Annotated in this window: 16 protein-coding genes; 11 read left to right on the top strand and 5 right to left on the bottom strand. The window is 58.6% G+C overall.

Annotation, left to right across the window (positions count from 1 at the left end; genetic code table 11):
* Positions 1–101: 101 nt before the first annotated feature.
* Positions 102–539, bottom strand: a complete 438-nt coding sequence (locus ACOYXH_RS16130; protein ID WP_095050463.1) for a universal stress protein — start codon at positions 537–539, stop codon at positions 102–104.
* A gap of 103 nt (positions 540–642) precedes the next feature.
* On the opposite strand from ACOYXH_RS16130, the gene ACOYXH_RS16125 reads away from it, so the two are divergent.
* The 7 genes from ACOYXH_RS16125 (at position 643) to ACOYXH_RS16095 (ending at position 9,039) form a co-directional block, all read left to right on the top strand.
* A complete protein-coding gene (locus ACOYXH_RS16125; protein ID WP_460409801.1) occupies positions 643–1,080 on the top strand; it encodes a hypothetical protein in 438 nt (145 codons plus the stop codon).
* A gap of 517 nt (positions 1,081–1,597) precedes the next feature.
* Positions 1,598–3,745, top strand: coding sequence for a fatty acid oxidation complex subunit alpha FadB (gene fadB, locus ACOYXH_RS16120; protein WP_095050465.1), 2,148 nt, complete (start codon positions 1,598–1,600; stop codon positions 3,743–3,745).
* A 29-nt stretch (positions 3,746–3,774) separates the two neighbouring features.
* Entirely contained in the window at positions 3,775–4,950 is a 1,176-nt protein-coding gene (gene fadA, locus ACOYXH_RS16115; RefSeq protein WP_007910465.1) for an acetyl-CoA C-acyltransferase FadA, read from the top strand.
* Between the two features lie 99 nt (positions 4,951–5,049).
* Entirely contained in the window at positions 5,050–5,286 is a 237-nt protein-coding gene (locus tag ACOYXH_RS16110; RefSeq protein WP_007910467.1) for a DUF1653 domain-containing protein, read from the top strand.
* 114 nt (positions 5,287–5,400) lie between these two features.
* Complete coding sequence (topA, locus tag ACOYXH_RS16105; RefSeq protein ID WP_095050466.1) at positions 5,401–8,031, top strand: type I DNA topoisomerase; 2,631 nt, start codon at positions 5,401–5,403, stop codon at positions 8,029–8,031.
* A 143-nt stretch (positions 8,032–8,174) separates the two neighbouring features.
* The gene (locus ACOYXH_RS16100; protein WP_007910470.1) at positions 8,175–8,699 is read left to right on the top strand and encodes a DUF6586 family protein; all 525 of its coding nucleotides are present in this window, start codon (positions 8,175–8,177) and stop codon (positions 8,697–8,699) included.
* 106 nt (positions 8,700–8,805) lie between these two features.
* Positions 8,806–9,039 (top strand): hypothetical protein, encoded by a 234-nt coding sequence (locus tag ACOYXH_RS16095; protein ID WP_007910471.1) that lies wholly within the window; start codon positions 8,806–8,808, stop codon positions 9,037–9,039.
* A gap of 92 nt (positions 9,040–9,131) precedes the next feature.
* Here the strand turns inward: ACOYXH_RS16095 and sulA are convergent, their stop codons facing one another.
* Positions 9,132–9,605 (bottom strand): SOS-induced cell division inhibitor SulA, encoded by a 474-nt coding sequence (sulA, locus tag ACOYXH_RS16090; protein ID WP_095124319.1) that lies wholly within the window; start codon positions 9,603–9,605, stop codon positions 9,132–9,134.
* 10 nt (positions 9,606–9,615) lie between these two features.
* The gene (gene lexA, locus ACOYXH_RS16085) at positions 9,616–10,224 is read right to left on the bottom strand and encodes a transcriptional repressor LexA (protein WP_003226590.1); all 609 of its coding nucleotides are present in this window, start codon (positions 10,222–10,224) and stop codon (positions 9,616–9,618) included.
* Positions 10,225–10,453: 229 nt separating this feature from the next.
* On the opposite strand from lexA, the gene ACOYXH_RS16080 reads away from it, so the two are divergent.
* The 4 genes from ACOYXH_RS16080 to ACOYXH_RS16065 all read left to right on the top strand — a co-directional run bounded on the left by ACOYXH_RS16080 (position 10,454) and on the right by ACOYXH_RS16065 (position 16,383).
* Positions 10,454–11,161, top strand: a complete 708-nt coding sequence (locus ACOYXH_RS16080; protein ID WP_007910473.1) for a TetR/AcrR family transcriptional regulator — start codon at positions 10,454–10,456, stop codon at positions 11,159–11,161.
* 158 nt (positions 11,162–11,319) lie between these two features.
* Positions 11,320–12,330 (top strand): beta-N-acetylhexosaminidase, encoded by a 1,011-nt coding sequence (gene nagZ / locus ACOYXH_RS16075; protein ID WP_220556617.1) that lies wholly within the window; start codon positions 11,320–11,322, stop codon positions 12,328–12,330.
* Positions 12,331–12,342: 12 nt separating this feature from the next.
* The gene (locus ACOYXH_RS16070; RefSeq protein WP_016986745.1) at positions 12,343–13,080 is read left to right on the top strand and encodes an S-methyl-5'-thioinosine phosphorylase; all 738 of its coding nucleotides are present in this window, start codon (positions 12,343–12,345) and stop codon (positions 13,078–13,080) included.
* 9 nt (positions 13,081–13,089) lie between these two features.
* On the top strand, positions 13,090–16,383 hold the full coding sequence (locus ACOYXH_RS16065) for a DEAD/DEAH box helicase (protein WP_460409800.1): 3,294 nt from the start codon (positions 13,090–13,092) through the stop codon (positions 16,381–16,383).
* Positions 16,384–16,531: 148 nt separating this feature from the next.
* On the opposite strand, the gene ACOYXH_RS16060 is transcribed toward ACOYXH_RS16065, so the two are convergent.
* Entirely contained in the window at positions 16,532–19,222 is a 2,691-nt protein-coding gene (locus ACOYXH_RS16060) for an SNF2-related protein (RefSeq protein ID WP_460409799.1), read from the bottom strand.
* Between the two features lie 11 nt (positions 19,223–19,233).
* The gene (locus ACOYXH_RS16055) at positions 19,234–19,800 is read right to left on the bottom strand and encodes a CsiV family protein (protein WP_093433687.1); all 567 of its coding nucleotides are present in this window, start codon (positions 19,798–19,800) and stop codon (positions 19,234–19,236) included.
* Positions 19,801–19,804 lie beyond the last annotated feature (4 nt).

The following is a 19,804-nucleotide window of genomic DNA, read 5'->3' as shown; positions in this document are numbered from 1 at the left end:
GTGGGAGCGAGCCTGCTCGCGAATGCGGTGTGTCAGGCGGCATTAATGCTGAATGTGCCGACGCCTTCGCGAGCAGGCTCGCTCCCACAATGATCAGTGTTTCAACGTTTGACCAGGTGGACGGCGAGGACGTCGCATGGCGCGCCGTGCAGTACGTCGTTCGCGGTCGAGCCGAGCAACAGCGCCAGACCATGACGGCCATGGCTGCCGACCACGATCAGATCGCACGTGTTTTCCTTGGCGAAATGATGGATTTCCTGGCGTGGCTGGCCATAGGTCAGGTGGCAGTTGGCGCCCTCAAGCTCTGAGTATTTGGCTTTCAAACGCTCCAGGCGCTCCTTGGCCTGATCGAACTGCTGTTGTTGCAGTTGTGACAGATCCATCGGCACGTCGCCGCCGAAGGCCATGGCCATCGGCTCAACGATATGCACGAGCGAAAGCTTGGCGCCATTGCTCACCGATAGCTCGCGGGCGCGGTGAATCACAGGGTCGCACTCTTCGGTCAGATCTACGGCGACCAGAATGTGGTGGTAGGGCATGAGGTGCTCCTCGTGAGGTTTCAATATTGTTAAGTATGGCTGGTTTCAAGCGCATTGGTTCCAAAGTGACACAATGCGCTCACCAAGAATTGGGAATAGAGATATGACGGTCTGGTTGGTGGTGTCAATCCTGCTGGTGGTTTTGAGTCCGTTGGCGTGGTTGCGCCCATCGCGCGCGCAAAGCGGTCGCATCGCCTTGCGCATGGAGGCGCGGCGCATGGGTCTGGCCATGCAACTGGCGCCTCAGGAATGGCCGCACTGGCTGGCGCAAGAGCCGCCGAATCCGTGTGCGCAGTATCATCGGCCGCGTCGTGGCAAGTCGCCTGCCTGCTGGACTTACTGGCAAAAATCGCCGGGTGCGTGGGTCAATCAATGGCAGGAAGTTTGCGAAGATCGGGCGCTGCTCAATCATTTCGAAAAGTTGCCCGGCAACGTTTTCAAAGTCGAAGCAGACAAGCAGATGATCGCCTTGTACTGGGGCGAGAAGGGCGAAGCGTCGGTGTTGCAGGACATCGACACCACTCTGAAAGCACTGGCGTGACGCGCGGACTTTTCCCACTGCAACGGTGGGGAACGTCCGGCAGACGCGCAATAAAAAGCCCGACATGATTCATCGGGCAGGGTGGCCAGGCAGGCCGGAAACCTTTTTTGATGCTGACTTGGTCGGTACATCTCTCTGTAGTCCACCCAGCGTAGCCCTTTAAACTCGGGCTGCTGCGAATTAGGGCGACTTTTCTAACTATTGATTCTATGAATGGCTTCACATGCAGACGCGTGTTGCGGGTCTTCGTCTTACAGAAATGACCGCAAAGTCGCATTTCAACCCGTATTTTGGGCGATTGACAATTGTCGGAAATTCCGTGAAGGTGACGTACCCAAATCAAACGGGCGTATGAATTGAGCGTTTGTCTTACAGACTGCTCCTACAGAATCCCGACTATCGCGTTGGCGGGTGTGCCGGGTGGATTGGCGTTAGCATCGACGAAAAAGCGTCCTGCCGAGCCATTCGCCTGCGTCCGACGTGTACTGTTCAGCTTCCATATCGTGGAGATCAGTTGATGATTTACGAAGGTAAAGCCATCACGGTTAAAGCTCTTGAAAGTGGCATCGTCGAATTGAAATTCGACCTCAAGGGTGAGTCCGTCAACAAGTTCAACCGTCTAACCCTGAACGAACTGCGTCAGGCCGTAGACACCATCAAGGCAGATGCTTCGATCAAGGGCGTGATCGTCAGCAGTGGCAAGGACGTGTTCATCGTCGGCGCCGACATCACCGAATTTGTCGATAACTTCAAGCTGCCGGATGCCGAGCTGGTTGCTGGCAATCTCGAAGCCAACAAGATCTTCAGCGATTTCGAAGACCTCAACGTCCCAACCGTAGTGGCCATCAATGGCATCGCCCTGGGTGGTGGTCTGGAAATGTGCCTGGCGGCTGACTATCGCGTCATGTCGACCAAAGCCAAGATCGGCCTGCCGGAAGTCAAGCTGGGCATCTACCCAGGCTTCGGTGGCACCGTGCGTCTGCCGCGCTTGATCGGTGTCGATAACGCCATCGAGTGGATTGCCTCCGGTAAGGAAAACCGCCCTGAAGACGCCCTGAAAGTCAGTGCCGTCGACGCCGTGGTTGCTCCTGAAAAACTGCAGGAAGCTGCCCTTGAACTGATCAAGCGCGCCATCTCCGGCGAGTTCGATTTCAAGGGCAAGCGTCAGCCGAAACTTGAAAAACTCAAGCTGAACGCTATTGAACAGATGATGGCTTTCGAAACCGCCAAAGGTTTCGTCGCCGGTCAGGCTGGCCCGAACTACCCAGCGCCGGTTGAAGCGATCAAGACCATCCAGAAAGCCGCGAACTTCGGTCGTGACAAGGCGCTGGAAGTCGAAGCCGCCGGCTTCGTCAAACTGGCCAAGACCTCTGCCGCGCAGAGCTTGATCGGTCTGTTCCTGAACGATCAGGAGCTGAAGAAAAAGGCCAAGGCCTACGACGAAATCGCCAAAGACGTGAAGCAGGCCGCTGTACTCGGCGCCGGCATCATGGGTGGCGGTATCGCCTATCAGTCGGCCTCCAAAGGTACGCCGATCCTGATGAAGGACATCAACGAGCACGGTATCGAGCAGGGTCTGGCCGAAGCCGCCAAGCTGCTGGTTGGCCGCGTTGATAAAGGTCGCATGACCGCTGCGAAAATGGCTGAAGTGCTCAATGGCATTCGTCCGACCCTGTCCTACGGCGACTTCGGTCACGTGGATCTGGTTGTCGAAGCTGTCGTCGAGAACCCTAAGGTCAAGCAAGCCGTACTGGCTGAAGTCGAAGGTCAGGTCAAAGAGGACACCATCCTCGCGTCCAACACCTCGACCATTTCCATCAGCCTGCTGGCCAAGGCCCTCAAGCGTCCGGAAAACTTCGTCGGCATGCACTTCTTCAACCCGGTGCACATGATGCCGCTGGTGGAAGTAATCCGTGGCGAGAAGTCCAGCGAGCTGGCTGTTGCCACCACCGTTGCCTACGCCAAGAAAATGGGCAAGAACCCGATCGTCGTCAACGACTGCCCGGGCTTCCTGGTCAACCGCGTACTGTTCCCGTACTTCGGTGGTTTCGCCAAGCTGGTCAGCGCCGGTGTCGACTTCGTCCGTATCGACAAGGTCATGGAAAAATTCGGCTGGCCGATGGGCCCGGCGTACCTGATGGACGTGGTCGGCATCGACACCGGTCACCATGGTCGTGACGTGATGGCTGAAGGTTTCCCGGATCGCATGAAGGATGACCGTCGTTCGGCCATCGACGTGCTGTACGAAGCCAAGCGCCTGGGCCAGAAGAACGGCAAGGGCTTCTACGCCTACGAGGCCGACAAGAAAGGCAAGCAGAAGAAAGTCGCCGATCCATCGGTGCTGGAAGTGCTCAAGCCGATCGTTTACGAGCAGCGTGAAGTCACTGACGAAGACATCATCAACTGGATGATGATCCCGCTGTGCCTGGAAACCGTGCGTTGCCTGGAAGACGGCATCGTTGAAACCGCCGCCGAAGCCGACATGGGTCTGGTCTACGGTATCGGTTTCCCTCCATTCCGTGGCGGTGCACTGCGCTACATCGACTCGATCGGTGTTGCCGAGTTCGTTGCCCTGGCTGACCAGTACGCTGATTTGGGCGCGCTGTACCACCCGACCGCGAAGCTGCGCGAAATGGCCAAAAACGGCCAGAGCTTCTTCGGTTAAGCGCCCCCAACTAGAGTGAGAGTGAACTTATGAGCTTGAATCCTAGAGACGTCGTGATTGTCGACTTCGGTCGTACTCCGATGGGCCGCTCCAAGGGCGGCATGCACCGCAACACCCGCGCCGAAGACATGTCGGCGCACCTGATCAGCAAGTTGCTGGAACGCAACGCCAAGGTCGATCCTGCAGAAGTCGAGGACGTGATCTGGGGCTGCGTCAACCAGACCCTGGAGCAGGGCTGGAACATCGCGCGCATGGCTTCGCTGATGACCCAGATCCCGCACACCTCGGCCGGTCAGACTGTTAGCCGTCTGTGCGGCTCGTCGATGAGTGCGCTGCACACCGCTGCGCAAGCGATCATGACCGGCAACGGTGACGTGTTCGTGGTCGGCGGCGTCGAGCATATGGGCCACGTGAGCATGATGCACGGTGTCGATCCGAACCCGCACATGTCGCTGTACGCGGCGAAAGCCTCGGGCATGATGGGCCTGACCGCTGAAATGCTCGGCAAAATGCACGGCATCACTCGCGAACAACAGGACGCTTTCGGCGTGCGATCCCACCAGTTGGCCCACAAGGCCACCGTGGAGGGCAAGTTCAAAGACGAAATAATCCCGATGCAGGGCTATGACGAGAACGGTTTCCTGAAACTGTTCGACTACGACGAAACCATTCGTCCGGAAACCACCCTGGAAAGTCTGGCGGCCCTCAAGCCTGCCTTCAATCCAAAGGGCGGCACCGTGACTGCCGGTACTTCGTCGCAGATCACCGATGGTGCTTCGTGCATGATCGTGATGTCGGCGCAGCGTGCGCAGGACCTGGGTATCCAGCCAATGGCGGTTATCCGTTCGATGGCAGTGGCGGGTGTGGATCCGGCAATCATGGGCTATGGTCCAGTTCCGGCGACACAAAAAGCCCTGAAACGTGCGGGCCTTGGCATCAACGATATCGACTTCTTCGAGCTCAACGAAGCTTTCGCCGCACAGGCCCTGCCAGTGCTGAAAGATCTGAAAGTACTCGACAAGATGAACGAGAAGGTTAACCTGCACGGCGGCGCGATCGCCCTGGGTCACCCGTTCGGTTGCTCCGGTGCCCGTATTTCCGGCACTTTGCTGAACGTGATGAAGCAGAATAGCGGCACCTTCGGGGTGGCCACTATGTGCATTGGTCTCGGCCAAGGCATCTCCACCGTCTTCGAACGCGTTTAAGCGTCTCGTCGATGGAAGCCGGGGCCAAGTGCCCCGGTTTTTGTTTTTGTGGATTTATTTTGTTTTTATTTTTGAAAAAATTTGAGTGAGGGCCGAAGCATGCCGATACAACCTGGGCTCTACCAACATTACAAAGGTCCGCAGTACCGCGTATTCAGTGTTGCGCGGCATTCCGAGACCGAAGAAGAAGTGGTCTTTTACCAAGCCCTGTATGGCGATTACGGCTTTTGGGTACGCCCTCTGAGCATGTTTCTCGAGTCAGTCGAGGTTGACGGCGAGCAGGTGCCACGCTTTGCTTTGGTGCAAGCCGAACCGAGCCTTTTTTCCAAGGCATAAGGCGAGTGCGCACAGAACCCTGTGCTTGACCTCACCTTGTATCAACTATATATAGCGGTGCCGCGTCAGGCGCCAACCGCCTTTCACTTCTAGAATTCAGGAATTTTCTGATCCATGGGCAAATCGCTGGTCATTGTGGAATCCCCGGCTAAGGCCAAGACCATCAACAAGTATCTGGGTAACCAATACGTGGTGAAGTCGAGTATCGGCCATATCCGAGACCTGCCCACCAGCGGTTCGGCTAGCGCCAGCAAAGAGCCAGCCGCCAAGCGCGGTAAGGCTGCTGCGGGCGAAGGTCCGGTGCTCTCGCCGAAAGAGAAAGCGCGCAAGCAGCTGGTCTCGCGTATGGGTGTCGATCCCGATCATGGCTGGAAAGCCCAGTACGAGATCCTCCCGGGTAAAGAGAAGGTCATCGAAGAGCTGCGCCGGCTCGCCAAAGATGCTGACACCATCTATCTCGCAACCGACTTGGATCGCGAGGGGGAAGCCATTGCCTGGCACCTGCGCGAAGCCATCGGTGGTGACGACAGCCGCTACAAGCGTGTGGTGTTCAACGAAATCACCAAGAAAGCGATTCAGGAAGCTTTCTCGGAACCGGGTGAGCTGGACATTGATCGTGTCAACGCTCAACAGGCGCGTCGCTTCCTCGACCGCGTTGTCGGTTACATGGTCTCGCCGCTGCTGTGGGCGAAGATCGCTCGTGGCTTGTCCGCCGGTCGCGTGCAATCGGTTGCCGTGAAGCTGGTGGTCGAGCGTGAACGTGAAATTCGCGCGTTCAACCCGGAAGAGTACTGGGAAGTGCATGCCGATCTCGGCACCACCAAAGGCTCCACCGTGCGTTTCGAAGTGGCTCGCGAAAAAGGCGAAGCGTTCAAGCCGCTCAACGAAGCTCAGGCCATGGCCGCGCTGGAGAAACTCAAATCTTCCAGCTACAGCATCGTCAAGCGCGAAGACAAACCGACCAGCAGCAAGCCGTCGGCGCCGTTCATCACATCGACCCTGCAGCAGGCTGCGAGCAACCGCCTGGGCTTCGGCGTGAAGAAAACCATGATGATGGCCCAGCGTCTTTACGAAGCCGGCTACATCACTTATATGCGTACCGACTCGACCAACCTCTCGGCTGATGCCGTGGCGATGGCGCGTACTTACATCGAAGACGAGTTCGGCAAGAAGTACCTGCCGGAAACGCCGAACGTCTACAGCAGCAAGGAAGGCGCACAAGAGGCTCACGAAGCGATTCGTCCTTCTGACGCCAACACCACGCCAAGCAAGCTGGCGGGTATGGAGCGTGACGCTGAGCGTCTCTACGAGCTGATCTGGCGCCAGTTCCTCGCTTGCCAGATGCTGCCGGCGCAATACCTGTCGACCACCGTCAGCGTAGGCGCTGGTGACTTCGAGCTGCGCGCCAAGGGCCGTATCCTCAAGTTTGACGGTTACACCCGTGTCATGCCGCAGATTGCCAAACCGGGTGATGACGACGTTCTGCCTGATATGGCGCAGGGCGACGTGATGAAGCTGATCAAGCTCGATCCATCGCAGCACTTCACCAAACCGCCGGCCCGCTACTCGGAAGCCAGTCTGGTTAAAGAAATGGAAAAGCGCGGTATCGGTCGTCCTTCGACTTACGCTGCGATCATTTCGACCATTCAGGATCGCGGTTACGTGACCCTGCACAACCGTCGTTTCTACTCGGAAAAGATGGGAGACATCGTCACCGAGCGTCTGTCGGAAAGCTTCTCGAACCTCATGGACTACGGCTTCACCGCAGGCATGGAAGAGAACCTCGATGACGTGGCGCAGGGCGAGCGCGACTGGAAAAACGTACTGGACGAGTTCTACGGCGACTTCAAAAAGAAACTCGAAGTAGCCGAAAACCCGGACAGCGGTATGCGTGCCAACCAGCCGGTCATGACCGACATTCCGTGCACGACTTGTGGTCGTCCGATGCAGATTCGTACCGCGTCGACAGGCGTTTTCCTCGGTTGTTCAGGCTACAGCCTGCCGCCGAAAGAACGCTGCAAGGCCACCGTCAACCTGGTGCCGGGCGATGAAATCGCTGCGGACGACGAGGGTGAGTCGGAATCGCTGGTACTGCGTGGCAAGCACCGCTGCCCGATCTGCAGCACGGCGATGGACGCTTACCTGCTGGACGAGAAGCGCAAGCTGCACATCTGCGGTAACAACCCGGATTGCGCCGGCTACGAAATCGAAGAAGGCAGCTATCGCATCAAGGGCTACGAAGGTCCGAGCCTGGAATGCGACAAGTGCGGCAGCGAGATGCAGCTAAAAACTGGCCGTTTCGGCAAGTTCTTCGGTTGCACCAACCCGACCTGCAAAAACACCCGCAAACTGCTGAAAAGCGGTGACGCGGCGCCGCCGAAGATGGATCCGGTGAAGATGCCTGAGCTGAAATGCGAAAAGGTCAACGACACCTACATCCTGCGCGACGGTGCTTCCGGCCTGTTCCTGGCGGCCAGTCAGTTCCCGAAAAACCGCGAGACCCGTGCTCCGCTGGTGATCGAGATTCTGCCGCACAAGGACGAGATCGATCCGAAGTACCACTTCCTCTGCGACGCTCCACAGAAAGATCCTGATGGTCTGCCGGCGGTGATTCGCTACAGCCGCAAGACCAAGGAGCAATACGTACAGACCGAAGTCGATGGCAAGCCTACCGGTTGGAAGGCGTACTTCGACGGCGGCAAGTGGACGGTTGAAGACAAGCGTACGAAGCCAAAAGCTGAGTAAGCCTTAGCCTGATACTGAAAGGCCGCATGAGAACTCTTGGGTTTTCATGCGGCCTTTTTGTTTTGTGCTTGCGGTGGGATCGGCTGATCCACGACACTGTCCGGCCTGCGTGAAGCAAATATTTCGTTGTGGAGAGCGCCGTCATGGCTCACGAACTCTATACCCGCACCAACCAGAAGATCTATTTCGCCGGACTGTCGCTCGAAGCTCTGGCTCGCGCCGAAGAGGGGCGAGCGATGAATTCGCTGGCGTTGATTCAGGCGGGGCGTGAATCGGCGTTGTTTCACCTTTACGGCGCCTTGCTCGGTCTCTGTCACGAGATCGCTGGTTTCTATCGTCTGCCGCAGGCCAATGCACCACGCGCCGAGATGCTGCTGACACGTGAGGTGCTGGAGTCGATCGCGATTCCCGAGTTGGCCGAGATGGTCGAACTCGCTGGCAACTCTGAAACCTGGCTGGCAAAACTGCTGGCAGCGCATTCGGCGCTGTTCCAGCCGCCACGGGTGCCACACAAGCCCAAAGGGGACGTGACTCAGCCGCTAATTCAGGCGATTAATCTGGATGAAGAAGAAGCGCCAGAAGAGTTGAGTCGAGAGGAGCTGGAGAGCTGGCGGCAGAATCTGAAAGGCTTGGCGATTCGCTTTCGCGAAGGCTTGAACGAGTGCTGAGGGTGATTGACACGGTGGCAATCTGAAACATGCTGCTGGTCAAGATCCCGAGCGAAGCCTGAATGATGTCTATATAATCCCTGCCTTTCGTGGAGAACAGACCTTTATGCCAACGTCCTTTCTAGAAATTGTCGAGTTACCAGACGGCCGAATCGAACTGCGCAGGGCTGAGGACGAGGGTTCTCTGGTGACGCTGGATTTCTCCGACGATGCCAAGGCGTTCCTTCAAGGTCAGCATGTAGAAATTGCCAAGGCGATGCTAAGCGTCGGCGTGCAGATGGCCGGTCGTATGGTCGAAGGCGAGTTTGATAAGGAAGAGGGGCCGCGGGTTCTTCATTGATCCGCGCCTTTGCTTTTTAACGTTACCGCTTCAGATCGGCTTCTCTGTCCCTGGAGAAGCCCTGCGCTTCACACAGCGCGTAGTAGCAACCCTCAACCCAAACGAATATTCAGGCTCTGAGCTTCGCCCGTGCGTGCGGCGCTGATCAGTTGTTGCCGCGAGTGGTTGTTTAGCGGGTTGAGCCAGGTGACCACAGTGTGGCTGCGCCCCAACCGCAGAGCTTCGCACGCCAGTTGCTGGGCGCTTTGAGCGCCCCGTGGTTGAAGTAGCAGAATACGTTCGCGGTTCAGGCCGGCATCCCGCAGCCAGGTTTGAGTCAGGCTGGCAGGTGGCGCGATCAATGTCAGCCAGCGTGCGTCCTGATCTTCACTGAGTTCGCGAAGAATCGGGGCGAGCAGGTTCAGGCAGTTCCCGGCCGCACCACGCAGTGACAGCTCACTGAATACTTCGGGTTCGGCATTCCAGGGGCGTTCGACCACGTCTTTCAGGATCGGCGCCATCGGTTGCGCCAGAAACGCTTCGAATAAAGGCAGTTGTGTTTGCTGAGGGGTGTGTGGGAACTGCATAAAGCCTCCTTTAGCGGCGGATTACGCCGACACTCAAGCCTTCGATCACCAGTTCCTGATCTTTCAGGTCGACTTCGATAGGGGCGAACTCGGGGTTTTCGGCAATCAGCCAGACCTTGCTGCCTTCACGCTTGAAACGTTTGACCGTCACTTCGTCGCCGATACGGGCAACGACGACCTGGCCATTACGTGCTTCGCGGGTGGTGTGCACGGCAAGAAGGTCACCATCGAAAATGCCGATGTCCTTCATGCTCATGCCGTGTACGCGCAGCAGATAGTCGGCGCGCGGATGAAAGAAGGCCGGATTGATGTTGCAAGACTCTTCGATGTGCTGCTGAGCGAGGATTGGCGCGCCGGCAGCGACCCGGCCAATGATTGGCAGGGTAGAGTCGTCGGCCTTGGCTTCAAAGCCGGGAATGCGAATACCGCGAGAAGCGCCCGGTGTCATCTCGATGGCGCCTTTTCGGGCCAGAGCCTTGAGATGTTCTTCAGCCGCGTTCGGCGACTTGAAGCCCAGTTCCTGAGCGATTTCCGCACGGGTTGGCGGGTAGCCGTTGTCTTCGAGGCAGCGTTTGATAAAGGCCAGAATCTCGGCTTGGCGTGGCGTCAGCTTTAGCATATTGATCGCTCTGTCTTTTTATACAGTGACTGTGATTATATACAGTGAAGCGTCCTTGGCAATGCCCGTTTTTTTGCAGGCCGCCAGACGGTCGGTATTCGTGCTTATTAATGAGTTGGGCTTGTGTGGTTAAATAGCTGACCGACCATTCCCAAAACGAACCGGCAGGCTTGACAAGGCACAGGCTGAAACGTATGTTTCAAACAAGTGTTTGTCAGGCGGAGTAGCCATGGCCCAGTCGGAAACCGTTGAACGCATTCTTGATGCTGCCGAGCAGTTGTTCGCGGAGAAAGGTTTCGCCGAAACCTCATTGCGTTTGATCACCAGCAAGGCCGGCGTCAACCTGGCAGCGGTGAACTATCACTTCGGCTCGAAAAAAGCGCTGATTCAAGCGGTTTTCTCGCGCTTCCTCGGGCCGTTCTGCATCAGCCTCGATAAAGAGCTGGAGCGCCGTCAGGCCAAGCCTGAAAACAAGCCGACGCTTGAAGAGCTGCTCGAAATCCTCGTCGAGCAGGCCCTTGTGGTGCAACCACGCAGCGGCAATGACCTGTCGATCTTCATGCGCCTGCTCGGCCTCGCGTTCAGCCAGAGCCAGGGCCACTTGCGCCGTTATCTGGAAGACATGTACGGCAAGGTGTTCCGTCGCTACATGCTGCTGGTCAACGAAGCCGCGCCACGCATTCCGCCGATCGAGCTGTTCTGGCGCGTGCACTTCATGCTCGGCGCCGCGGCGTTCAGCATGTCTGGCATCAAGGCGTTGCGCGCAATTGCCGAGACCGATTTCGGCGTCAACACCTCCATTGAGCAAGTGATGCGCCTGATGGTGCCGTTCCTCGCTGCGGGCATGCGTGCCGAAACCGGCGTCACCGATGCGGCGATGGCTACCGCACAACTGCGCCCGCGCAGCAAATCAACGCCGGTCGCCGCCAAGGTTTAACCGCGCACGGGTGGGCGCGGCAGCTTGTATCCGCTAAGCTAGCCGCCCATGCCGACTCTCGTTCTGAACCCGAAATCCATACAAATTGCCAACCTGCCGAGCATTGCTCAGGGTAGCGATGTGCTGCGGATCGGGTTTTTCGTTTTCAAGGAATCTCTATGACTGCTGGCCTGCAAGGCTCGTTGATGGTGGACGTCGCCGGTACCTGGCTGACGGCCGAAGATCGCCAATTGTTGCGTCAGCCCGAAGTGGGCGGCCTGATCATTTTCGCGCGCAACATTGAGCATCCGCGTCAGGTGCGTGAGCTTAGCGCGGCCATTCGTGCAGTTCGTCCTGATCTGCTGCTGGCGGTGGATCAAGAGGGCGGTCGCGTGCAGCGCCTGCGTCAGGGCTTTGTGCGCCTGCCGGCCATGCGTGCCATCGCCGACAACCCGAACGCCGAATACCTCGCCGAGCAATGCGGCTGGATCATGGCCACCGAAGTGCTGGCGGTCGGGCTCGACCTGAGCTTCGCCCCGGTGCTCGATCTGGATTACCAGCGCAGCGCTGTTGTCGGCACCCGTTCATTTGAGGGCGATCCGGAGCGCGCCGCAGTGCTTGCCGGAGCGTTCATTCGCGGCATGAACAGCGCGGGCATGGCTGCTACCGGCAAGCATTTTCCTGGCCACGGCTGGGCCGAAGCCGATTCCCACGTGGCGATCCCGAATGACGAGCGCAGCCTGGACGAGATCCGCGCCAACGATCTCGTGCCCTTCGCCAGGCTCAGCAAACAACTGGCCGCTGTGATGCCGGCCCACGTTATCTACCCGCAAGTCGACTCGCAGCCTGCCGGCTTCTCCCGGCGCTGGTTGCAGGACATCCTGCGCGGCGAATTGCAGTTCGACGGCGTGATCTTCAGCGACGACCTGTCGATGGCCGGCGCCCACGTTGTTGGCGATGCCGCCAGCCGAATCGAAGCCGCACTGACTGCCGGTTGCGACATGGGGCTGGTGTGCAACGACCGCGCTGCTGCAGAGCTCGCCTTGAGCGCCGCACAACGCATGAAGGTCAAGCCATCGGCCCGAATCGCGCGCATGCGCGGTCAGGCCATTGCCAGCACCGAATATCGTCAGGATCCGCGCTGGCTCACCGCCATCAGCGCGCTCAAAGACGCTCAACTGATCGATTAAGGATTTTTCGCTATGACGGTTTACGCAATCATCGGTGGCACGGGCCTGACTCAACTCGAAGGTTTGACCATTCGCCAATCGCTGGCGGTGGACACACCCTACGGCGCGCCATCGGCCGACGTGCAGATTGGCGAGTACGCCGGCAAGGAAGTGCTGTTCCTCGCCCGTCACGGCCACCCGCATCGCTTTCCGCCGCACAAGGTCAACTACCGCGCCAACCTGTGGGCGTTGAAGCAGGCCGGTGCCGAAGCGATCATCGCGGTAAATGCGGTGGGCGGTATTCACCCGGCCATGGGCACCGGGCATTTCTGCGTGCCACACCAGATCGTCGACTACACCAGCGGCCGCGAACACACCTTTTTCGCCGATGATCTGGAGCACGTCACCCATATCGACTTCAGCTTCCCCTACAGCGAGCCGCTGCGTCAGCAATTGATTGCGGCGGTGGCTGCCGAAGGCTGCGAATACAGCGATCAAGGCGTGTATGCCTGCACTCAGGGCCCGCGTCTGGAAACCGTGGCGGAGATCGTGCGTCTGGAGCGCGATGGCTGTGACATCGTCGGCATGACCGGCATGCCGGAAGCTGCACTGGCCCGCGAGCTGGATCTGGATTACGCCTGTCTGGCGCTGGTGGTTAACCCGGCAGCGGGAAAAACCACCGAAGTAATCACCATGGCCGAGATCGAGCAGGCCTTGCATGACGGCATGGGCAAGGTTAAGTCGGCGTTGGCGCGGGTGTTGGCCGGCTAAGGACTGCCCATGAGCATTATCATCGAACAGCTTAAGTCGTTGGCCTGGGCCCGGGCATTCACTAGCAACGCGCTGGCCAAGGCTCGGGCTTATGCCGCCGATGATCGGGTAGAGATCATCGAGATCGATGACAGAAAGATCGAGGCGTTCTGCGTCGGTTCGGAAGATCAGGCGTATGAACAAACCATTTACCTGTCCGAAGATCGGCTGGGTTCCGTCAACTTGCGTTGCCTGTGCACCTGTCCTGTATCAATCGACTGCAAACACTGCGCTGCGGTGCTCTATCACCTGCAGGGCGGTGATCATGAAGCGTCCGAAAGTAACGCACAGACCCAGTTGGGGCGGGCGCTGGAACATTGGCTTTCGACCATTCCCGTGCCGGCCAAGCCCATCGAAGAAGGCGCGCAAACTGCAGGCACGCGCCTGTTTTACAAGCTCAAGCCGACGTCAGTGAGCGGCAAGTGGCTGCTCGATATTTTCAAGGTCTCCCAGCTCAAGAGCGGCGAGTTGCGCGAAGTCAAACCGATGTATTCGCTGGCGGATATGCTCATGCGTCAGCCCGGCTACCTGTCCGAGCTGGATCTGCGCGTCGCCAGGCTGCTGGTTGCCATGCACTCCCATCACGCCTATTACAGCGGCTATCCGCTGGAAGGCAGCAGCGGCGCCGAACTGCTGGAAATGCTCCTGCGCACCTCGCGGCTGTTCCTCGATTTCGAGGATCTGCAACCGTTGATGTCTGGCGCGAAACGCATCGGCCAGTTCGCCTGGGCCGAGCAGGCCGACGGCGGGTTCCGCGCGCAGTGGAGCAGTGCCGAGGCTGCGCAGGAAACCGTGCTGGCGCTGGAGCCGCTTTATTACCTGGATCGTGAACAGCGGCAGATTGGCCCTCTGTTCAATGAACTGGATGAAAAACTGGCCAGTCATTTGACTCTGGCGCCGGACATTCCGGCGCGTCAGGCCATGCAGTTCAGTCATCGCATGAGTGCGGCAACGAGAATCCCGCCGCCACACCAACTGACCGAACGAATCATCGACGACGTACTACCGCAGCCGCAACTCACCCTCGTCAGCGGTCGGGAGCGCTCGCGCTGGGAATACGTTCTTGAGCACCGCGCCGCCCTGGTGTTTACCTACAACGGCCAGCCGACGGTGGATCGCAACCCGGAAGTAATGATCCTCAACGGCACCGAAACCCAGCGCATTCAACGCCAGCCTGCGGTGGAAAAGAAACTGCGTCAGATCCTGCAAAAGTTCGGCTTCAAGAAAACCACGCGCAAGAGCTCGCTGGATCGTCCCGGCGAGATGTTCACGTTGCCGGATGATTCCGCCTGGCTCGGGTTTATGCACGAAGGGCTTGCCACGTTGCGCGCCTCGAACTGGGAAGTCGAGATGAGTCCCGGCTTTCATTTCAATGTGCAGCCAGTCGAGCATTGGTACGCCGAGGTCGAAGAAGAGGCTGGGCATCAGTGGTTTGATTTGCAGTTGGGTATCGTCGTCAATGGCCAGCGCTACAGTTTGCTACCGATCCTTCTGCACTTGTTGCGCACCCAGCCGCGCTTGCTTGACCCGGTCAATCTTGCACAACGCAGCGATGACGAAAAACTCCTGATCGAACTGAAGCCCAGCGGTTTTGGCGACCCATCGGGCGCCAAGGTCGCGCTGCCGCTGAGTCGGATCAAACCGCTGATGGCCACGCTGGGCGAGTTGTACCTGGGCGGTCATCAGGGCGATGCACTGCGCTTGAGTGTCCCGGACGCCGCGCGCTTGAGTATGCTTGATGGCGTACCGCTGGATTGGCAGGGTGGCGAGCGGCTGCGCACCTTTGCCAAGCGCCTGCAGGATGCCAGTCACACCCACGTTGCTGCGCCGGCCGGCCTTAACGCGCAACTGCGCCCGTATCAGCTCGAAGGTCTGAACTGGATGCAAACCCTGCGCGAGCTTGAAGTAGGCGGCATTCTGGGCGATGACATGGGGCTGGGCAAAACGCTGCAAACCTTGGCGCATCTGCTCACGGAAAAACACGCCGGACGCCTCGATTGCCCGGCACTGGCGGTGATGCCGACCAGCCTGATTCCCAATTGGCTCGACGAGGCCGAGCGTTTCACCCCACAGTTGAAAGTATTGGCGCTGCACGGCTCGGGGCGGCAAAAGGATTTCGCTGATCTGGCTGGATACGATCTGGTACTGACCACTTACGCTTTGCTGCCGAGGGATCTCGGGGTTCTACAGCCGCAGTTGTGGAGCGTGCTGATTCTCGACGAAGCGCAGAACATCAAGAACCCGCTCAGCAAAGCCGCGCAGGCCGCACGCGATTTGCAGGCCCGCCAGCGCTTGTGCCTGAGCGGCACGCCATTGGAAAACCACTTGGGCGAGCTTTGGTCGCAGTTTCATTTCCTCATGCCCGGTTGGCTCGGCGACAGCAAGTCCTTCAATCGCGATTACCGCACGCCAATCGAAAAGCACGGCAATGTTCAGCGTATGCAGCACCTGACAGCGCGCATCAAGCCGTTTTTACTGCGCCGCAAAAAGGATCAGGTGGCCACCGAACTGCCGCCGAAAACCGAGATTGTCCATTGGGTTGATCTCAGCGACGGCCAGCGCGATGTCTATGAAACGGTTCGCGTGGCGATGGACAAAAAAGTCCGCGACGAAATTGCCCGCAGTGGCGTGGCGCGCAGTCAGATCATCATTCTGGATGCCTTGCTCAAGCTGCGGCAGGTCTGTTGCGACCTGCGCCTGATCAACATGCCGCTGACAGCGAAGGCGCTGCGCTCCGGCAGTGGCAAGTTGGTCAGCTTGATGGAGATGCTCGAAGAGTTGCTCGGCGAAGGTCGAAGAATCCTGCTGTTTTCGCAGTTCACCTCGATGCTCGCCTTGATCGAGGAAGAATTGCAGCAACGTGACATTGCCTATTCGCTGCTGACCGGGGACACCACGGATCGACGCACACCGGTGAAGGATTTTCAGGGCGGCAAGGTGCCGCTGTTTCTCATCAGTCTCAAAGCGGGTGGTACCGGTTTGAACCTGACCGCTGCGGACACGGTGATTCACTTCGACCCTTGGTGGAACCCGGCGGTGGAGAATCAGGCCACCGATCGTGCGTATCGAATCGGGCAAAACAACCCGGTGTTCGTTTACAAGCTGATTGCTCGTGGCACGGTAGAGGAAAAAATACAGGCGCTGCAGCAGGAGAAAGCGGCGTTGGCCGGAGCGGTGCTTGAGGGGGGGACGACAGGTGGCTGGAAACTGGAGCAGAGCGACATTGAGGCGCTATTTGCGCCGTTGCCTGTTGCCAAGGGTTGAGCCCTAAGTAATAGAGCAATATCTGATGGCCCCATCGCTGGCAAGCCAGCTCCCACAGGGTTGGGAGTCGTACACAAAACTGTGTTCCAACTCGATACCTGTGGGAGCTGGCTTGCCAGCGATGGCTATCTAACAGGCCACGCAGATCTCAACGCTTGTCGAGCTTATCCGGCAACGGCGCAAACAACGCCTCAATATCATCACTCTGCAACTTCCAGTCCCCGGCCTTGCGCCCATCCAGCACGCCCGCTGCCAAGTCGGATTTTTCCTTTTGCAGGTGCTGAATCTTCTCTTCCACCGTGCCCCGGGCAATCATCTTGTAGACGAACACCGGTTTCTCCTGACCGATCCGATAGGCACGATCCGTCGCCTGATTCTCGGTGGCCGGGTTCCACCACGGGTCGTAATGAATCACCGTGTCGGCCTCGGTCAGGTTCAAACCGACGCCGCCGGCCTTCAGGCTGATCAGAAAGATCTGACGCTTGCCACTCTGGAATTCCTTCACCGGCGTGCGCCGATCCCGGGTCTGGCCGGTCAGCAGCGCGTAAGCGACATTACGTTTTTTCAGCTCGTCTTCGATCAAGGACAGCATCGAGGTGAACTGCGAAAACAGCAGAATCCGCCGGCCCTCCTCGAACAGCTCCTCGAGCATTTCCATCAGGCTGTCGAGCTTGCCCGAGGTACTGCCGCGAGCGGGCAGGGTGGCGTCATTGACCAGGCGCAGATCGCAGCAGACCTGACGCAGTTTGAGCAGCGCCTCAAGAATGATGATCTGGCTGCGCGCCACGCCTTTGCGGGTGATCTCGTCGCGGACCTTCTTGTCCATCGCCAGGCGCATGGTTTCATACACATCGCGCTGCGCTTCGTTGAGATCGACCCAATGGATGATCTCGGTTTTCGGCGGCAACTCAGTCGCCACTTGTTCCTTGGTGCGGCGCAGCAGGAACGGTTTTATCCGACCGTTGAGGTGTTGAAGTCTGACTTCACTGCCGCGCTTTTCAATCGGCACGCGGTAATCGGCGTTGAAGCTTTTTACGTCGCCGAGCCAGCCCGGCAGCAAGAAGTGAAACAGCGACCACAGCTCGCCCAGGTGGTTTTCCAGCGGCGTGCCGCTGAGGCACAAGCGCTGACGCGCATTCAGTTCGCGCGCGGCTTGAGCGGCTTTGCTGTTCGGATTCTTGATGTACTGCGCTTCATCCAGTACCAACACATGCAGCGGCTGCTTGGCCAGACGTTCGACGTCTTTTGGCAGCAGGGCGTAGGTGGTTAGGATCAGGTCGAAGTCGGCCAGGTTATCGAAATGCTTTTTGCGAGTGGCGCCATACAGGGCAACCACTTTCAGTTGCGGCGTAAAGTGCGCCGCCTCATCGAGCCAGTTCGGAATCAGGCTGGTCGGCATCACGACCATGCACGGACGATCGAGGCGTCCGGCGATTTTCTCGCTGAGAATATGCGCCAGGGTCTGTAGGGTTTTACCCAGCCCCATGTCATCCGCAAGAATCCCGCCGACTTCCAGTTGCCGTAGCGACTGCATCCAGCTCAAGCCTTCGAGCTGATAAGGGCGCAACGTCGCATTCAAACCTTCCGGTGCTTCTGCGCTGAAATCACGAATATCACGCAGACGTTGGGCAAACGTGCGGATCTGTTCGCCGCCCTCCCACAGCAGCGGAAGGCCTTCCAGCGAATTGAGACGCGTGGCATCGGCCTTGCTCAGGCGCAGGGTGGTTTCGCCCGGCTCTTGTAAGTAAAACTCCCCGAGCGTCATCAGCACCGGCTTCAGCCGACCCAGGGGTAAGGCCACCTGCAACGGCCCGTGCTCGCTGTTGCGCTGCGGAATATTCACCAGAATCAGCTCGTCATCGCGGCGGCGCGCCAGGCGTTCCGGGTTGAGGATTTCCGCGTGCGAGCGCATCAGATTGAGCAAGATAGGCAACAGACTCAGGCGCTCACCATTGACGATGATCCCCAGTTCCAGATCAAACCAATCGCGTTCCGGCACCTGCTCGACGGTGGCGTACCAGTCATCAACGGCGGTCAGGTCAAAACCGAATTCCTCGTCGATCTGCAGTTCCCAGCCTTGGCTGCGCAGTTTCGGCAGGTCGTTGAGGGTGAACGTCAGCCAAGCGCTGTCATTGACCATTTCGTACAGCTCGCCAGCGCTCTCCGGCAGGGCTTTGCTCTGGCGGGTGGCGATGCGAAAGCCGAGGATGCGCAACTGTTCGCGGTACGACTGCTCGACATCCGGATGGCGTTTGACGCGCAGCGTCTGGCTTTCCTGGCGAATCAGGATGTCGCTGTTCTTTTGTCCGCTGACGTATTCATCCAGATAGCTGAACGACAACGCCGCGCGATGCTGAATGTAGCGCTGCATCTTGCCGTTGCGCGGTTCGAAGGCGCTGAACTCGACGCTGGCCAGCCATAGGCGCGGCATTGGCTGCACATTGTCGACCAGCACTTGCGGTGGCGCCTTCGGGCTGCGGTTTTCCAGCACGGCTTGCAGCTTTTCCAAGAGTTCGGCGTCTTTGGCGGCAGCAGGGTAATCGAGGGTTTCCTGCACTTTCAGGAGCACCGCTGCGCAGTGTTTGCAGTTGCTGCGAACCGGGCAGGTGCAGCTTGCATCGACCAGGAGCAAGGTGCTTTTGGCGGATTCGCGCAGATGGATGGTCTGGCGGTAAACGTTACCGCCAGAGCCTTCGCAACTGGCGGTGATGGTCGCATCGCCGACCTGGGCGATGCGTACCCGGTTTTCCAGGGCATAGCGGCGGCCACGCTCCAGGCTCTGTTCCTTGAATCGGCTGACCCAGGAGGGTGCCAACGGTTTACTCAGGGGCGGGGACATAAGGACTTCGATCAGTCCGGAATCGCTTCAGGCGCTTCCCGTGGCGCTGGCGCGGTCAGGGAAGTGATCTTGATCAGCAAGGCCAGATGGCCGTTGTCCAGGTAGTTGAGTTGGCCGTTCTTGGTGTGACTGTCCTGTTTCAGGCGCTCGCTGGCGGTGACCAGGCCATTGGCGTCGATCTGATTGACCCAGAAATCGGCGTTCACATCGGTGAAACGCCCCAGTTTCATTTCCAGCGTGCCCTCGATCGGGAATTGACCGAACTGCTCCTGACCGTCGCTGACTGCCACTTTTGCCGGTGCTTCGCCAAGGGTTTGCTGCCAGGCTTTGTGCATCAGCACGCTGTAGTCGCCGCTGGCGGTGAGTTTGCTGACGACGTCATTCAACGCCGGTGTGCGTTTGCTGTCGTCGCTCAAACGCTGGGCGCCAGCGGCCCAGTCTTCCGGCGCGGCGCGGCTGACGATTGCCGGCACGGCGTTCTGGCGCACCAGAATCATTTCGACCTGATACAGGTCATCGGCGAAAGCCGAAGGGGCTACCAAAGCAAGTAGCAAAGTCACTGAGCGGAACAGGCGCATTGGG

The organism is Pseudomonas sp. Mb7 (assembly GCF_054790525.1).
Note: the sequence above shows the minus strand (reverse complement) of the source record. Positions and strands in the feature narration are given on the sequence as shown.

Bases quoted from the DNA above. Each gene is read 5' to 3' on its own strand.
- ACOYXH_RS16130 (WP_095050463.1), bottom strand. From the start codon at position 539: ATGCCCTACCACCACATTCTGGTCGCCGTAGATCTGACCGAAGAGTGC.
- ACOYXH_RS16125 (WP_460409801.1), top strand. From the start codon at position 643: ATGACGGTCTGGTTGGTGGTGTCAATCCTGCTGGTGGTTTTGAGTCCG.
- fadB (WP_095050465.1), top strand. From the start codon at position 1,598: ATGATTTACGAAGGTAAAGCCATCACGGTTAAAGCTCTTGAAAGTGGC.
- fadA (WP_007910465.1), top strand. From the start codon at position 3,775: ATGAGCTTGAATCCTAGAGACGTCGTGATTGTCGACTTCGGTCGTACT.
- ACOYXH_RS16110 (WP_007910467.1), top strand. From the start codon at position 5,050: ATGCCGATACAACCTGGGCTCTACCAACATTACAAAGGTCCGCAGTAC.
- topA (WP_095050466.1), top strand. From the start codon at position 5,401: ATGGGCAAATCGCTGGTCATTGTGGAATCCCCGGCTAAGGCCAAGACC.
- ACOYXH_RS16100 (WP_007910470.1), top strand. From the start codon at position 8,175: ATGGCTCACGAACTCTATACCCGCACCAACCAGAAGATCTATTTCGCC.
- ACOYXH_RS16095 (WP_007910471.1), top strand. From the start codon at position 8,806: ATGCCAACGTCCTTTCTAGAAATTGTCGAGTTACCAGACGGCCGAATC.
- sulA (WP_095124319.1), bottom strand. From the start codon at position 9,605: ATGCAGTTCCCACACACCCCTCAGCAAACACAACTGCCTTTATTCGAA.
- lexA (WP_003226590.1), bottom strand. From the start codon at position 10,224: ATGCTAAAGCTGACGCCACGCCAAGCCGAGATTCTGGCCTTTATCAAA.
- ACOYXH_RS16080 (WP_007910473.1), top strand. From the start codon at position 10,454: ATGGCCCAGTCGGAAACCGTTGAACGCATTCTTGATGCTGCCGAGCAG.
- nagZ (WP_220556617.1), top strand. From the start codon at position 11,320: ATGACTGCTGGCCTGCAAGGCTCGTTGATGGTGGACGTCGCCGGTACC.
- ACOYXH_RS16070 (WP_016986745.1), top strand. From the start codon at position 12,343: ATGACGGTTTACGCAATCATCGGTGGCACGGGCCTGACTCAACTCGAA.
- ACOYXH_RS16065 (WP_460409800.1), top strand. From the start codon at position 13,090: ATGAGCATTATCATCGAACAGCTTAAGTCGTTGGCCTGGGCCCGGGCA.
- ACOYXH_RS16060 (WP_460409799.1), bottom strand. From the start codon at position 19,222: ATGTCCCCGCCCCTGAGTAAACCGTTGGCACCCTCCTGGGTCAGCCGA.
- ACOYXH_RS16055 (WP_093433687.1), bottom strand. From the start codon at position 19,800: ATGCGCCTGTTCCGCTCAGTGACTTTGCTACTTGCTTTGGTAGCCCCT.